Genomic DNA, 15,351 nt, shown 5'->3' with positions numbered 1-15,351 from the left:
TATGACCTACACACGGCTGACTAGGCGCAAATCACCTTCACACCATGTTGTTCAATCTGCAATTTGTGCTCAGCTTTAAGCTCAGCATCAGTGACAAGCACATCAATTTGATGCCAATCAAGCTCAAGATTTGGGATTCGACGCCCTATTTTTTCTGATTCGATCATCACGATCACTTCTCGAGACACTTCGGCCATCACTTTGCTCAAACCAACCAATTCATTGAATGTCGTCGTTCCGCGATCGAGATCGATCCCATCAGCACCAATAAACAGTTGATCAAAGTCGTAAGCGCGTAATACCGATTCGGCGACTTTGCCTTGAAAGGACTCTGAGTGCGTGTCCCACGTCCCTCCGGTCATTAACAACGTCGGCTCACTCTCCAATTCATTAAGTGCATTCGCAACGTGGAGTGAATTGGTCATCACAACTAAGCCACGCTTATCGTTTAACTGTTGAATGAGAGCCGCGGTTGTACTGCCACTGTCGATCACAATGCGATTATGGTCGCGTATCAGCGAAGCCGCCGCTTTTGCTAAGCTTAACTTTCGAGTCGAAACATTTGAGCTCAATTCTTCATGAATGACTTCTGTTGGAATGGCGATGGCACCACCATAGCGGCGTAAAAGTTGTCCATTTTTTTCTAGAGAAGCCAAATCCTTTCTAATGGTGACTTCTGAGGTCTCAAATTTTTGTGCTAACTCATCAACACTGACTTCTCCCCGCTCGGAAACCAAGTTTGAAATCGCATGTCTTCTGAGTTGAGTGTTTCGTTTCGACATTTATATTTATTTTTAAAGTTTCGATGTGAAAGTTATTATAGTCAAAACGAAACTTACAAGTCCATTTATTTCGAACCAAAAAATTAATATTTCTCGTTAAAACCTTGTCCTAAGACAAATCTTAAGCCGTGATATTGCGGTGATTCGGTGGTAGAATTCGCCACCGAAAAGAAAAAAAATTACATAAATGACGGTTATTTTTTTGCAACTTTTTGCATATAAAGTGGGATCAGTCACAAAAAGGTAATCAAAATCGCCGAACCTTTAGTCATAAAATGACTAAACTTGGTGAAAGACTTTCAGAATCTGAAGTTAAATATTGTGGTGACAATTTGGTTGGTGGCAGGCACTAAATGTCACAAGAATCACCTCAAGCTTCAGGAAAAAAACAACTTTCAAATTGTAACTATACTTACCGGAGAGTATCTTCCATGAAAAAGACCAAAATCGTTTGTACGATTGGCCCTAAAACTGAATCTGTAGAGAAGTTAACTGAACTAGTAAACGCAGGCATGAACGTAATGCGTCTAAACTTCTCTCACGGTGACTTCGAAGAGCACGGCACTCGTATTGCGAACTTCCGCCAAGTAATGGAAGCAACTGGCAAACCACTAGCTATTCTTCTGGATACTAAAGGCCCTGAAATCCGTACCATCAAACTAGAAGGTGGTAACGATGTGGACCTTGTTGCTGGTCAAGAATTCACTTTCACAACGGATACATCAATTGTTGGTAACAAAGAAAAAGTAGCCGTCACTTACGCTGGTTTCGCAGCAGACCTAAGCGCTGGTAACACTATTCTTGTCGACGATGGTCTGATCGAGATGGAAGTTATCTCAACGACTGATACTGAAGTAAAATGTAAAGTACTGAACAATGGTGCTCTAGGTGAAAACAAAGGTGTTAACCTTCCTGGTGTTTCTGTAAACCTTCCTGCTCTATCTGAAAAAGACAAGAACGACCTTAAGTTTGGTTGTGAGCAAGGTGTTGATTTCGTAGCGGCTTCTTTCATCCGTAAAGCTTCTGACGTTAAAGAAATCCGTGAAGTACTTGCTGCAAACGGCGGCGAGAACATCCACATCATCTCTAAAATCGAAAACCAAGAAGGTGTTGATAACTTCGACGAAATTCTTGAGCTTTCTGACGGCATCATGGTTGCTCGTGGTGACCTAGGTGTTGAAATCCCTGCTGAAGAAGTTATCTTTGCTCAGAAAATGATGATCGAGAAGTGTAACCGTGCACGTAAGATGGTTATCACTGCAACTCAAATGCTTGATTCAATGATCAACAACCCACGTCCAACTCGTGCGGAAGCGGGCGACGTTGCAAACGCTGTAATGGACGGTACTGATGCTGTAATGCTTTCTGGTGAAACGGCTAAAGGTAAATACCCTGTTGAAGCGGTAACTATCATGGCTCAGATCGCAAACCGCACAGATGCTGCACTTAAGGCTGAGCTAGGTTCTCGTCTAGATAGCCCACGTCTACGCATCACTGAAGCAGTATGTAAAGGCGCAGTGGATACCGCTGAGAAACTAGCGGCCCCTCTAATCGTTGTCGCTACGGAAGGTGGTAAGTCTGCTCGTTCAGTACGTAAATACTTCCCAACAGCAAACATCCTAGCACTAACAACAAATAAGAAGACAGCAGCTCAGCTAGTTCTGACTAAAGGTGTTACACCAGTTGTTGTTGACTCTATTGCAAGCACTGATGCTTTCTACATCGCAGGTAAAGAACTTGCTCTAGAATCAGGTCTTGGTAACAAAGGCGATATCGTTGTGATGGTTTCAGGTGCACTTGTTGCTTCTGGCACAACAAACACAGCGTCTGTACACGTACTATAAGACTGGATTTTCAGTTAACTGATCGAAGAGGGCTTTAAGCCCTCTTTTTTTTATTTTTATTTTTATTTTTGTATGAGTGAATTGGAAATACCAAAGCAGCAGAAAAAACCATCGTCAATGACGATGGTTATGATTTATATGATTAAAGCTTGGGCTCGCTTAGAGTTAAGGTTTTAACGCACGCTCTCCACGCGCAATACCAACCACCCCACTTCGTGCGACTTCAACCACGTCGGTGACTTCCGATATCGCTTGAATAAATGCATCCAGTTTTTCGCTGGTACCCGCTAACTGCACGGTATATTGTGAAGCGGTGACATCAACAATTTGGCCACGGAAGATATCCGCGGTGCGTTTCACCTCGGCACGAGCAAAGCCACTGGCTTTGACTTTTACCATCATCAGTTCGCGTTCCAGATGTTCAAACTCAGTCACTTCCTGAACTTTTAATACATCAATCAGTTTGTGCAACTGTTTCTGGATCTGTTCCAATTGCATCTCGTTGGATGTGGTAGTGATGTTCAATCGTGAAAGGGTTTCGTCATCCGTTGGCGAAACCGTCAAAGATTCAATGTTGTAACCACGTTGAGAGAACAACCCGACAACGCGAGACAATGCACCCGGTTGGTTTTCCAATAGTAATGAAATGATGTGTCTCATATTAAGTTCTCTCCGTTTTGCTTAGCCACATTTTATCCATACCCTCGCCTTTAATTTGCATTGGGTAGACGTGTTCAGTTTCATCGACATTAATGTCAACGAACACGAGGCGGTCTTTCATATCTAACGCTTTTTGTAGCCCTTCTTCGAGCTGATCTGGCGTTTCGATACGAATACCAACGTGACCATAAGCTTCTGCAATCGCTGCAAAATCAGGAACAGAACTCATGTATGAATTTGAATGGCGGCCTTGATAAATAATGTCTTGCCACTGCTTTACCATGCCTAAGAAACGGTTGTTCAAGTTAATTATCTTAACCGGGATGTCGTATTGCATTGCGGTCGATAACTCCTGAATATTCATCTGGATACTGCCATCCCCCGTCACGACAACGACTTCTTCTTCCGGCATTGCAAATTTAACGCCCATGCCCGCAGGTAAGCCAAAGCCCATTGTGCCTAGACCACCGGAGTTGACCCAACGACGTGGCTTATTAAATGGATAGTAAAGCGCTGCGAACATTTGATGCTGACCTACATCAGAGGCCACATAAGCATCACCATTGGTCAATTTATGCAGAGTTTCAATAACTTGCTGTGGCTTGATACGTTCAGGTGAGGTTTCGTAAGCCAAGCATTGACGATCACGCCATACTTTTATTTCTTCCCACCAAGCGTGAATGGCTTCTTCATCATTACCACAAGATTGCTCAGCCAAAAGACCAAGCATGGTGATCAATACTTTTTCCGCTGAACCGACAATCGGCAGATCCACTTTGACGTTTTTAGATATCGACGACGGATCAATATCGATATGCATGACCTTAGCGTTCGGACAGTATTTCTCTAGGTTGTTGGTGGTACGGTCATCGAAACGGACACCGATACCAAAGATCAGATCAGCATCATGCATCGCCATGTTGGCTTCATAAGTACCGTGCATCCCCAACATGCCAAGTGAGTTTTTGTGCGTTCCAGGGAAAGCACCTAACCCCATCAAGGTACTGACCACGGGTAAGTTGAGCTTGTCTGACAATTCAAGAATGTGTTCATGTGCTCCAGATATCACCGCGCCGCCACCGACATAAAGCACTGGTTTTTTCGCTTCCAGTAACGACTTCAACGCTTTCTTGATCTGACCTTTATGGCCAGAAGTGGTTGGCTTATAAGAACGCATCGAAAGACTTTCAGGATACTGGTAAGGCAATTTGATTTGCGGGTTAAGCACGTCCTTTGGCAAGTCAATCACTACCGGTCCAGGACGACCCGTTGTCGCAATGTAAAACGCTTTTTTGATCGTTTCAGGAATGTCTTCCGCTTTCTTAACTAAGAAACTATGCTTCACCACGGGGCGCGATACACCAACAATGTCACACTCTTGGAATGCATCGTTACCAATCAGGTTATTGGGTACGTTACCTGAAATCACGATCATTGGGATTGAGTCCATATACGCGGTTGCAATACCAGTAATAGTATTGGTCGCGCCTGGACCTGAACATACCAGTACCACCCCCGGTTGTCCGGTTGCGCGAGCATAGCCATCCGCCATATGCGTCGCGGCTTGTTCGTGTCTGACTAGTACGTGTTTAATTTGGTCGGTTTTGGCGTGCAGTGCGTCATAGATATCTAGAACGGAACCACCAGGGTAACCAAAGATCTGAGGTACATTCTCTTCGATCAGAGATTGCACAACCATCTCTGCACCTGACAACATTGCTGTCATACTTGCTCTCCTTACCCAGTACCCTGTCCGTAAGGTCAACGGATTGGTCTGGTTTCACATAGTTTAGGGCTTATTCGTAGCCTAATCGAAATACTTCAACGTTTTCGGCTATGTCTTGCGATTGTCATAACATACCGCAAGGTTACCCAACAAATGTAACGTTTTATTATCAATGGGTCTAATGTGATTCAAGTCACACTTTTCAACAACATACCGAAGATGAGAGAGTTTGAAGGGATAGCCGCCAAAGAATGAAGCATAGACAGCACGATAAAAGATGGTGCGACTTCAAAAGAGCATATTATTTCAAGACTAGTGCGATAGTGATGACAAAACAATCGCTCCTGACAGTACAACATAGACGGAGCACTGACATAAAAAAATCCCCATAGCGATAAGCAATCACTGTGGGGAATTTTTCATCAATCTGAAATCTAACTGAGTTTAACTGCGATTATTATCACTTTTCTTTGTACATTTCTTCGATTTCAACCTGGTATTTATCATTGATCACTTTACGACGAAGTTTTTGAGTTGGCGTTAATTCACCATCGTCCATGGAAAAGGATCTGGGTAGTAATTTAAACTTTTTCACCTGTTCAAATTTAGCCAGCTCTTTCTGCAATTCATTCACACGTTTTTCCAGCATTTCCACCACTTGGTGATGCTTAATCAGTTCAACTCGATCGTGATAGGCAATGTTTAACTCTTTCGCGTACTCTTCCAGCGAATCAAAACATGGCACGATAAGCGCCGAAACAAATTTACGTGTATCAGCGATCACTGCAATCTGTTCGATAAAATGGTCTTTACCAATCGCGCCTTCAATCATTTGTGGTGCAATGTACTTACCACCCGACGTTTTCATCAGTTCTTTGATTCGATCAGTAATAAATAGATTACCATTTTCATCAATATGACCCGCGTCACCGGTTTTTAAGAAACCGTGTTCGTCGAATGTTTTCTCGGTCTCTTGTGGCATTTTATAGTAACCACGCATCACCATCGGACCTCGCACCAAGATTTCGTTGTTTTCGCCTATTTTGACTTGCGCACCGGGCATCGACATGCCAATAGAATCAGGGTCAAAGGCTTGGTCATCCCAGCATGACACCGTTGCTGTGGTTTCTGTCATACCGTAGCCCAACTTCACGTTAATACCAATGGCATGAAAGAATCGACCGATTGTCTCATCCAACTTAGCGCCACCACACGGCATGAAGTTAATGCGGCCGCCAAGTAAAGCTCGTAGCTTACTCATTACTAACTTATCGGCCAGAGCGTGAGATTTACGCAGTAACAAAGATGGCTTACGTTTTTCCTGATGGCACAACGCCATTTTTGCGCCCATATTGACTGCCCAGGTAAACATAATTTTACGGTGAATTGGCGCACGAGACACTTTCTCGTGAATCGCGGAGAAGATTTTTTCATAGAAACGCGGAACCGCACACATTACGGTTGGACGTACTTCGCTCAGCGCATCTCGCACTTGCATGGTGTCTTGCAGGTAACAGTTGGTTGCTCCTTTATACAAAACATAAAATGTCCATGCGCGTTCAAATACATGTGAAAGTGGCAAAAAACACAGTGAAACATCATCTTGAGATAAGCTTAAGCGCTGGTCATGACCATCAAGTTGTGCCGCGATATTGGCATAATCCAACATCACACCTTTAGGCTGGCCAGTTGTGCCAGAGGTATAAATCAGGGTAAGTAAATCGTCTGATCGTGCCTGCAATAAGCGCTCATCTAGCTCGACTTGATACTGATGCTCGCCACTGGCAATAAAGGCTTGCCAACTGATCGCAAATTCATGCTCACCCAGCTCGATGCTGTCTGACATGGCAACCACCAACTCGAGTTGAGGACACTGTTCGAAGATACTCACCGCGGCATCGAACTGTGCTTGCTCACCGACGAATAGTACTTTGACGTCGGCATTATCGAGAATATACGCAGACTGAGCGGCGGTATTCGTCGGATAAATAGGAACCGTGACACCACGTAATTGCAATGCGGCAAAATCAGCAATGGTCCACTGCGGCATATTGTTAGAGAAAATGCCAACTTTATCCTGAACTCTCAATCCTTGAGCCAAAAGTGCAAGCGATACCCCATCAACTTGCTGACCAAATTGCGTCCAAGTCATCCCTTGCCATTCATCGCCCACTTTGTGTTTGAGCGCAACGCGAGAGCCGCCGTTTGCAATTTGTTCACGAATACATTTAACAATATGAAAATCTAATTTGGCCATTTCTTCACTTACCTTTTGGCTTACAGGCGTAAGCTAATTGAGCGAACAAGTGTACTCACAACCTTTCGAAACACAACTGACCGATATCAAACTTCCACCTCATTAGCGACGAACATCACCAACATCGTCTATTTCGAAGTAAAATGGCAACGGTAAACTGCCCTTAATTAATTGTTTTCACTTACAATAAAGACACTAAAATGCCCCTAAAAAGTTCACACCTTTTAGGGGCATTTTATTGTAAAAATTGATGACTTTATTGTGAATAATTGACAAGTTTAGTGTAAAAGCTCAACTTTCAATCAGATGAACTACTTAGTCGCGATGACTTCGCCACAAATGATCATCAGTTGATCGCGTAGCCAGATGTGACCTTTGTCTTTTTCACTCGACTCGTGCCAACTTAAGTAACCACCGATCTCTTTGTTCGCAAATGGCAAATCAAGGATCTGTAACTGATCGCTGTTCACTGCGTTTTCGGCCATCCAACGCGGTGCAATGGTCACCAACTCAGACTGTCCAACGACATACAGTAGATTACTTAAACTTGAACCTTGGTATGAAGCTAAGCAATCAAGTTCACGGTAAGCTTGTTCAGAAAAGCTGCGTTGACCATGCACTTTTGATAGTTTTGCATGCTTTTCATTAATGAGCTGTTCTGCACTCACACCACCTTGAATACGCGGATGCGATTTAGAGGCGATCACGACCAACTCATCTTTAAAAATTTCTGTACTTGAGAAGCCTTGTTCATCAAATCGAGCATAATCAATCACAAAGTCGATTTCTTGATAGCGCATACGCTCAGACAAAAGACGGTCAAACTCGGCATCTAAATGCAATTGAACATTTGGCGCTTGCTGGTGCACTTTCGACATGATTTTCGGTGCAAAGCGCATATCACATGGGCTGCAAATCGCGAGCTTAAACAACCGATTTGACGACTCAGGCTGAAAAACTGAGCTTGGGAGTTCATTACGGATTAACTGCAATGCTTGGCGAATAGGGCCAAATAACTGACGAGCACGTTGCGTAGGTTGAATGCCTCGCCCTTGGCGCATAAACAACTCGTCATTAAACATCACTTTTAATCGCGCAACCGCATTACTTACAGCGGGTTGCGACATACCCAAATTGTGTGCTGCACGGGTAATATTTTGCTCTTGCATTACCGCATCAAATACGGTCAAAAGGTTCAAATCGACACCGCGCAATGTGCTTTCCATACGGTAGCTAGCAATTGCGCTCATCGCATCTTTTTTATCTGACATGGAGTGCGTCTCTTTTAGTAATCGTCAATTTGGCACAATGAATACTCAGCGCTTAGAGCCACATTTTTTCGCAACCGGAGCTCACGAGTTCTGCGCTTGTTCATAACCAAAAATGAATCATTTATTATATTTGTTGACCAGATGATTCCGGCTTGAAATGTACTATCAACTAATTGGTCAGTAATTCGCAACTCGTTTGATATTTAATCACTAAATTTTAGCCAACACGACCAATAAACAAAAATAATCAATAAGTTAACTAAAATATAAAAAACTCTAAAACGCCTTTCTCAGAGCATCCCTACCGCCATCGAGTCTATTGATGGCAAATTAAAAATTTAGTTAAAATTATTAATGACGATTATTCTTACCCACCGTACCCTAAAGTCGCATCAATCAATTGTTTTAGAGACATCAGGGAAACCGCACAAAGACAATGCATAGAAATAATGTGGTGAGCATAAGACTGCAGCAACTTAAGCAGGTTAAGTTGCTACTTATTTCCATGACAAGATAGGGAGGGTTGGTACCTTATCGTTTAGGAGAATTAGAGAGGTTAAGGGAGCTAAAGGTTTGGAGAAACGTAACTCGGAAAGTCAACTTGCTCCCAAAGTTGCTTGGAAAGCATTTCTTGCGAATCCCACTCCCCCTGCAAGACCCACTGCGCGATCGCCTGGGCAACATCGGGGTAATGGACACTTTCCGCCTGTTGCTCTTTAAGCCATAAACGCACAGTTGAAATGTCTAAGCTGCTCATCGACATCGCAAGCCCCAATTCTTCAAGCGTCGCCACATTACTTTGTTGCTCAAACTGCCCAGATAAGGGTTTTAATAATAGCTTTTTACCCAACGAAAGTGCTTCCGAAGGTAACTCAAACCCACCATTGGCAATCACACCACTGCATTGATGTAAGTGATGCTGAAAATCTGTGTGGCTAAGCGGTCTCAACTCAATATTTTCAATGTATTCAGGCTCAATCACATCCGGGTGATAACAAATAAACGATTGTTGATTGAAATGAAACAGCAGATCACCGATGTCTTCTATCGATTCAAAAGGCAAATAAACCAGTACAAAGTTATCGTTGTTCGTTTGGTTGTTGTTCGTATGCACGATAGGAGGCAATAATGGTTGATCAAAGTGATACCAATGAAGACCTAAGTAATGTTGCGACGGAGCAAAGTGCTGGATGACTGATTTATCTAACCAACTCGCCCCTTTTAACGGAACTGGATAACGGAAGGCATTTTGATGGCTGATACCAATGCATGGTTTTTTCTGCTTGCGAGCTGCCCATGCCGTCACCGGTTCAAAATCATTAAGAACCAAATCGTAGGAGGATAAATCCAATTGATTGACCTCTTTACAAAACTGTATGAGGTTATTCTGCAGCGCCGTTTTTGTGTAGTTAACAGCTCCCTTGTGGGTAATAAAAGTAAAGCCTCGACGTGTTTGATAGTCTCCAAAGTCTTCCATCGAAAAATACTTTTCTGGTGCTCGACCTGAAAATAAAAAATCCACTTGAACATCATGAGATTTAAACGCGTGGCTCATGGCTCTGGCGCGAGCTATATGACCGTTTCCCGTCCCCTGAACACCGTAAAGTATCTTCATAAGTTACGCCCCTACCATCATTATCGCTAAGCCACCACAGACGCTTCCTAACAGAGCACCAATCATCACGTCGGTCACAAAATGTACCCCCAGAAGAATACGTGACATACCAATCAGGCTGGCCCAAATGAACGCGGCAGAACCCATACCTGGATAGTAGTGATCAATCAGAGTTGCCATCACAAAACCTGCAGCAGTGTGTCCTGAAGGTAAGCTGTAGCGATCAGAAGGGGTAATGAAAGCAGGCAGTAACGCGTTCAACTCTTCTGGACGGCGACGTTTAAAACTGTTTTTCAACGTCCAATAAATCGGTAACTCAATGACAAAAGCCAATAAGCCAGAGAGTAAAAATATCGCTCCATATTGTTTATCCACAAGCCAAGCAACCAACCCAAGGGCGAGGTAGAGGTGTCCATCACCGCTGTGAGAAATTGCTTTGCTAACATTGGCAACGGGTTGATTAAAGCGATGCTGAAGACAAACACTTGATACCGCGAGATCCAGCTTCGCTATCTTCGTGAATGGATGTGCAATTGACTCAATGGTTCTCATCTGATTTATCCTTACTTACGCAGGCAATGCCCTTGTAGAAAAATTAGGCGATTTAGGTGACAGGTAAATGACGGGATGTTGGAGAATTGATGACAGCAAGATCCAGTATCAAAACACGTAGCATCTTTGACTGACTCATCCGATAAGAGTAAAAAATTCACTTTAGGGTTGACGTACTCCACTGAGTGCGGTACTAATTCTGTTAACTTAATTTCGTGGAAAGCTTAACAACTATGTCAGCTCATTTTTCTATCCTGCTTAGCCTCCTCCTGATCGTGACCAGTTCGCGCGGGTAGGCTGTGGAAGAAAAATAACCACAACGTCTTCAAAAAACCCGCATGTCAATGCGGGTTTTTTTATATCTAAATACTGGAAGTAAACGATTAACTCACACAAAAAGTGTAGAAATCACTAAGGAAGCAAACATGAATGATCAAGTCATTATATTCGACACCACCTTGCGTGATGGCGAGCAAGCGTTGTCAGCAAGCTTGACGGTTAAGGAAAAACTGCAAATTGCCTATGCGCTGGAAAGGCTAGGCGTTGATGTCATCGAAGCAGGCTTCCCAATCTCTTCTCCTGGTGATTTCCAGTCAGTGCAAACCATTGCTAAAAATATCAAAAATAGCCGTATTTGTGCGCTTTCACGTGCCGTTGCCAAAGACATCGATGCAGCAGCTGAAGCATTGAAAGTCGCGGATCAATTTCGAATCCACACGTTTTTGGCCACTTCCACTATCCACGTAGAAGATAAGCTTCGCCGTAGCTATGACGACGTGCTAGAAATGGCTGTGAACGCCGTCAAACATGCGCGTAACTACACAGATGATGTTGAGTTTTCGTGTGAAGATGCAGGCCGTACTCCAATCGATAACCTATGCCGTATGGTGGAAGCCGCAATCAATGCAGGTGCCACGACAGTCAACATTCCAGACACCGTAGGTTACACCGTTCCAAGCGAGTTCGGCGGTATCATTCAAAACCTATTTAACCGTGTACCTAATATCGATAAAGCGGTCATATCAGTCCACTGCCATGATGATTTAGGCATGTCGGTTGCCAACTCCATCGCTGCAGTACAAGCAGGTGCTCGCCAAATTGAAGGAACCATCAACGGCATCGGTGAGCGTGCAGGCAACTGTTCGCTTGAAGAAATTGCGATGATCATTAAAACCCGACAAGAGCTATTGGGTGTCCACACGGGCATCAAACATGACGAAATTCACCGCACGAGTAAGTTGGTTAGCCAACTATGTAATATGCCAATTCAAAGTAATAAGGCCATTGTCGGGGCCAATGCATTCAGCCACTCTTCAGGTATTCACCAAGATGGTATGCTTAAAAATAAAAACACCTACGAAATCATGACGCCTGAGTCAATTGGTCTTAAAAATCAAGCACTAAACTTGACAAGCCGTAGTGGTCGAGCAGCGGTGAAGAGCCACATGGACAGCATGGGGTATAAAGAAGATGAGTATAACCTAGATGCACTTTATACCGATTTCTTGAAACTGGCTGACCGTAAAGGACAAGTATTCGACTACGATCTCGAAGCCTTAATGCACTTCTCGAATCTACGTGAAGAAGATGACTTCTATAAATTAAACTACTTGAGCGTACAATCTGGTAGTGTGATGGCAACCACCAGCATTAAAATACAATGTGGTGATGAGGAAATGTCTGAAGCAGCGGTGGGTAATGGCCCAGTAGATGCGCTATACCAATGCATCTACCGCGTCACAGGTTACGACATTGTGCTAGATAAGTTCGACTTAACCGCGAAAGGCGAAGGCGAAGACGGCTTAGGCCAAGCAGACATCATCGCCAATTACAAAGGACGCAAATACCATGGTACCGGTGTATCCACCGATATCGTTGAAGCTTCTGGCCAGGCGCTACTTCATGTAATCAACAGCATTCATCGCGCAGATGAAATTGAAGAGATGAAGAGAAAGAAAATCGCGGCGGTATAATTTTCCGGAGCGACACCGCTCAGGACTGAACTAATTTGATAAAAATTAAGCTTAAATATTAGAGTATTAAAGGATTAACATGACAGACAAATCATACAAAATTGCCGTTCTACCTGGTGACGGTATTGGCCCTGAGGTGATGGCACAAGCGCACAAAGTGCTCGATGCAATCGAGAAAAAGCACAGCTTGTCATTTGAGCGCGATGAGCACGATGTCGGCGGCATTGCTATCGATAATCACGGCACGCCACTGCCAGAGAGCACAGTAAAAGCGTGTGAAGAGTCTGATGCAGTTCTGTTTGGTTCTGTTGGTGGTCCAAAATGGGAACACTTACCACCAAACGATCAGCCAGAGCGTGGCGCGTTGCTGCCACTTCGTAAGCACTTCCAACTGTTCTGTAACCTACGTCCAGCTCAAATTCATAGTGGCCTAGAAGCGTTCTCTCCATTACGTGCCGACATATCCGAGCGTGGTTTCGATATTGTAGTAGTGCGCGAGCTTACTGGCGGTATCTACTTCGGCCAACCAAAAGGTCGTGAAGGTGAAGGCGCAACTGAAAAAGCGTTCGATACCGAGGTCTACCACCGTTTTGAAATTGAGCGTATCGCTAAAATCGCCTTTGAATCTGCTCGTCTACGTCGTAAGAAAGTTTGCTCGATCGACAAGGCGAACGTACTTCAAAGCTCGATCCTATGGCGTGAAGTAGTGGAAGAAATTGCCAAAGACTACCCAGACGTTGAGCTGTCACACATGTACATCGACAACGCTACCATGCAGCTAATTAAAGACCCAGCGCAGTTTGACGTGATGCTCTGTTCAAATATTTTTGGTGACATCATTTCTGATGAGTGTGCGATGATCACAGGCTCTATGGGTATGCTGCCTTCAGCAAGCTTAAACGAAAGCAAATTTGGCCTTTACGAACCAGCCGGTGGCAGTGCGCCTGACATCGCAGGTAAAAACATCGCCAACCCAGTGGCACAGATTCTTTCAGCAGCTCTGATGCTCCGTTACAGCTTGGGTGAAGAAGCGGCAGCGCAAGATATCGAAGCTGCGGTATCTAAAGCGCTATCTGCTGGCGAACTGACGGGCGATCTGGCCGGAGACAATCCTGCGCTAAGCACTTCAGAAATGGGCGAAAAAATTGCAGAGTACATCTTGAACTCATAAACCAGAACTAGATTGATAATAATTATTCGCACCTGATGAGCCGTTCTCAGGTGCTACACACAGGATTAGTGATAATGGGCAAAACACTATACGAAAAAGTCTACGACGCGCACGTTGCCGTCGCAGCAGAAGGGGAAACCCCGATTCTTTACATCGATCGTCACTTGGTACACGAGGTTACCTCTCCACAGGCTTTTGACGGCTTGCGAGAGAAAGGCCGCCCAGTGCGACAGGTCAGCAAAACGTTCGCAACGATGGATCATAACGTTTCAACCACGACCAAAGACATTAACGCCTCAGGTGAGATGGCGCGAATCCAGATGGAAACGCTATCGAAAAACTGTGAAGAGTTTGGTGTGACGCTTTACGACCTGAATCATAAATACCAAGGCATCGTTCACGTTATGGGCCCAGAGTTAGGCATTACCCTACCTGGCATGACTATCGTGTGTGGTGATTCTCATACCGCAACCCATGGTGCATTTGGCTCGTTGGCGTTTGGTATCGGCACCTCTGAAGTTGAACACGTGTTAGCCACTCAAACGCTAAAACAAGCGCGTGCGAAAACAATGAAGATCGAAGTCAAAGGCAAAGTGGCTCCGGGTATTACCGCAAAAGACATCGTGCTTGCCATCATTGGTGAAACGACGGCCGCTGGCGGCACTGGTTATGTAGTAGAGTTCTGTGGTGAAGCCATTACCGACCTTTCTATGGAAGGCCGTATGACCGTGTGTAACATGGCCATCGAGCTAGGTGCAAAAGCTGGCCTTATTGCGCCAGATGAGACCACCTTCGAATACATTAAAGGCCGTAAATTCTCGCCGCAAGGCGCTGACTTTGACGCTGCCGTAGAGTATTGGAAAACCCTAAAAACAGACGACGACGCTGAATTTGATGCAGTGGTCACTTTGAACGCAGCAGACATCAAACCACAAGTCACGTGGGGAACAAATCCAGGTCAGGTAATCGCGGTGGATCAACCGATCCCATCTCCACAAAGCTTTGCCGATCCCGTAGAGAAATCCTCCGCGGAAAAAGCACTGGCATACATGGGCTTAGAAGCTGGTAAGTCACTCTCTGACTATCCGGTTGATAAAGTGTTTGTTGGCTCTTGCACCAACTCACGCATTGAAGACATGCGCGCCGCTGCAGCAGTAGCAAAAGGTCGTAAAGTCGCCTCACACGTTCAAGCACTTATTGTTCCTGGTTCTGAGCAAGTAAAAGCTCAGGCAGAAGCGGAAGGCTTGGATGTCATCTTCAAAGAAGCAGGGTTTGAATGGCGTCTTCCAGGCTGTTCAATGTGTCTAGCAATGAACAATGACCGTTTAGGCCCACAAGAGCGCTGCGCATCAACCTCAAACCGTAACTTTGAAGGTCGTCAAGGCCGTGACGGACGCACACACTTGGTTAGCCCTGCAATGGCCGCAGCCGCTGCGATTGCTGGTCACTTTGTTGATATTCGCGAATTCACCATTTTTGATAAACAGGACTAGGGAGAAC

11 protein-coding genes are annotated in these 15,351 nt (G+C 44.6%); 4 read left to right on the top strand and 7 right to left on the bottom strand.

The window, feature by feature from the left end:
- Positions 1–20 precede the first annotated feature (20 nt).
- Positions 21–782 (bottom strand): DeoR/GlpR family DNA-binding transcription regulator, encoded by a 762-nt coding sequence (locus ONE56_RS01575; RefSeq protein WP_041156738.1) that lies wholly within the window; start codon positions 780–782, stop codon positions 21–23.
- A 431-nt stretch (positions 783–1,213) separates the two neighbouring features.
- On the opposite strand from ONE56_RS01575, the gene pykF reads away from it, so the two are divergent.
- Entirely contained in the window at positions 1,214–2,626 is a 1,413-nt protein-coding gene (gene pykF / locus ONE56_RS01570) for a pyruvate kinase PykF (protein ID WP_423840133.1), read from the top strand.
- Between the two features lie 165 nt (positions 2,627–2,791).
- On the opposite strand, the gene ilvN is transcribed toward pykF, so the two are convergent.
- From ilvN to ONE56_RS01540, 6 genes are all read right to left on the bottom strand, one after another.
- Positions 2,792–3,286, bottom strand: coding sequence for an acetolactate synthase small subunit (ilvN, locus tag ONE56_RS01565; RefSeq protein ID WP_041156740.1), 495 nt, complete (start codon positions 3,284–3,286; stop codon positions 2,792–2,794).
- A gap of 1 nt (position 3,287) precedes the next feature.
- Positions 3,288–5,012 carry an acetolactate synthase 3 large subunit gene (locus ONE56_RS01560; RefSeq protein ID WP_041156741.1) on the bottom strand — a complete coding sequence of 575 codons (1,725 nt, stop codon included), beginning with the start codon at positions 5,010–5,012 and terminating at the stop codon, positions 3,288–3,290.
- Between the two features lie 460 nt (positions 5,013–5,472).
- A complete protein-coding gene (locus ONE56_RS01555; protein ID WP_423840132.1) occupies positions 5,473–7,269 on the bottom strand; it encodes an AMP-dependent synthetase/ligase in 1,797 nt (598 codons plus the stop codon).
- Between the two features lie 311 nt (positions 7,270–7,580).
- Complete coding sequence (gene calR / locus ONE56_RS01550; RefSeq protein ID WP_041156743.1) at positions 7,581–8,540, bottom strand: LysR family transcriptional regulator CalR; 960 nt, start codon at positions 8,538–8,540, stop codon at positions 7,581–7,583.
- 565 nt (positions 8,541–9,105) lie between these two features.
- Positions 9,106–10,155, bottom strand: coding sequence for an MJ1255/VC2487 family glycosyltransferase (locus tag ONE56_RS01545; protein ID WP_423840131.1), 1,050 nt, complete (start codon positions 10,153–10,155; stop codon positions 9,106–9,108).
- A 3-nt stretch (positions 10,156–10,158) separates the two neighbouring features.
- Positions 10,159–10,707 carry a phosphatase PAP2 family protein gene (locus ONE56_RS01540; RefSeq protein WP_423840130.1) on the bottom strand — a complete coding sequence of 183 codons (549 nt, stop codon included), beginning with the start codon at positions 10,705–10,707 and terminating at the stop codon, positions 10,159–10,161.
- 425 nt (positions 10,708–11,132) lie between these two features.
- Here ONE56_RS01540 and leuA point away from each other — a divergent pair, with 425 nt between their 5' ends.
- The 3 genes from leuA (at position 11,133) to leuC (ending at position 15,344) form a co-directional block, all read left to right on the top strand.
- Positions 11,133–12,680, top strand: coding sequence for a 2-isopropylmalate synthase (gene leuA / locus ONE56_RS01535; RefSeq protein WP_041156746.1), 1,548 nt, complete (start codon positions 11,133–11,135; stop codon positions 12,678–12,680).
- A gap of 79 nt (positions 12,681–12,759) precedes the next feature.
- On the top strand, positions 12,760–13,851 hold the full coding sequence (gene leuB / locus ONE56_RS01530; RefSeq protein WP_423840129.1) for a 3-isopropylmalate dehydrogenase: 1,092 nt from the start codon (positions 12,760–12,762) through the stop codon (positions 13,849–13,851).
- A gap of 74 nt (positions 13,852–13,925) precedes the next feature.
- A complete protein-coding gene (leuC, locus tag ONE56_RS01525; protein WP_041156748.1) occupies positions 13,926–15,344 on the top strand; it encodes a 3-isopropylmalate dehydratase large subunit in 1,419 nt (472 codons plus the stop codon).
- Positions 15,345–15,351 lie beyond the last annotated feature (7 nt).

The sequence above is a fragment of the Vibrio mytili genome, assembly GCF_049563345.1.
Taxonomy (GTDB): Bacteria; Pseudomonadota; Gammaproteobacteria; order Enterobacterales; family Vibrionaceae; genus Vibrio; species Vibrio mytili.
This window is presented reverse-complemented; position numbering and strand designations above follow the sequence as displayed.

What these genes read in the sequence shown, in the direction of transcription:
- ONE56_RS01575 (WP_041156738.1), bottom strand. Translation starts at nt 782, where the DNA reads ATGTCGAAACGAAACACTCAACTCAGAAGACATGCGATTTCAAACTTG.
- pykF (WP_423840133.1), top strand. Translation starts at nt 1,214, where the DNA reads ATGAAAAAGACCAAAATCGTTTGTACGATTGGCCCTAAAACTGAATCT.
- ilvN (WP_041156740.1), bottom strand. Translation starts at nt 3,286, where the DNA reads ATGAGACACATCATTTCATTACTATTGGAAAACCAACCGGGTGCATTG.
- ONE56_RS01560 (WP_041156741.1), bottom strand. Translation starts at nt 5,012, where the DNA reads ATGACAGCAATGTTGTCAGGTGCAGAGATGGTTGTGCAATCTCTGATC.
- ONE56_RS01555 (WP_423840132.1), bottom strand. Translation starts at nt 7,269, where the DNA reads ATGGCCAAATTAGATTTTCATATTGTTAAATGTATTCGTGAACAAATT.
- calR (WP_041156743.1), bottom strand. Translation starts at nt 8,540, where the DNA reads ATGTCAGATAAAAAAGATGCGATGAGCGCAATTGCTAGCTACCGTATG.
- ONE56_RS01545 (WP_423840131.1), bottom strand. Translation starts at nt 10,155, where the DNA reads ATGAAGATACTTTACGGTGTTCAGGGGACGGGAAACGGTCATATAGCT.
- ONE56_RS01540 (WP_423840130.1), bottom strand. Translation starts at nt 10,707, where the DNA reads ATGAGAACCATTGAGTCAATTGCACATCCATTCACGAAGATAGCGAAG.
- leuA (WP_041156746.1), top strand. Translation starts at nt 11,133, where the DNA reads ATGAATGATCAAGTCATTATATTCGACACCACCTTGCGTGATGGCGAG.
- leuB (WP_423840129.1), top strand. Translation starts at nt 12,760, where the DNA reads ATGACAGACAAATCATACAAAATTGCCGTTCTACCTGGTGACGGTATT.
- leuC (WP_041156748.1), top strand. Translation starts at nt 13,926, where the DNA reads ATGGGCAAAACACTATACGAAAAAGTCTACGACGCGCACGTTGCCGTC.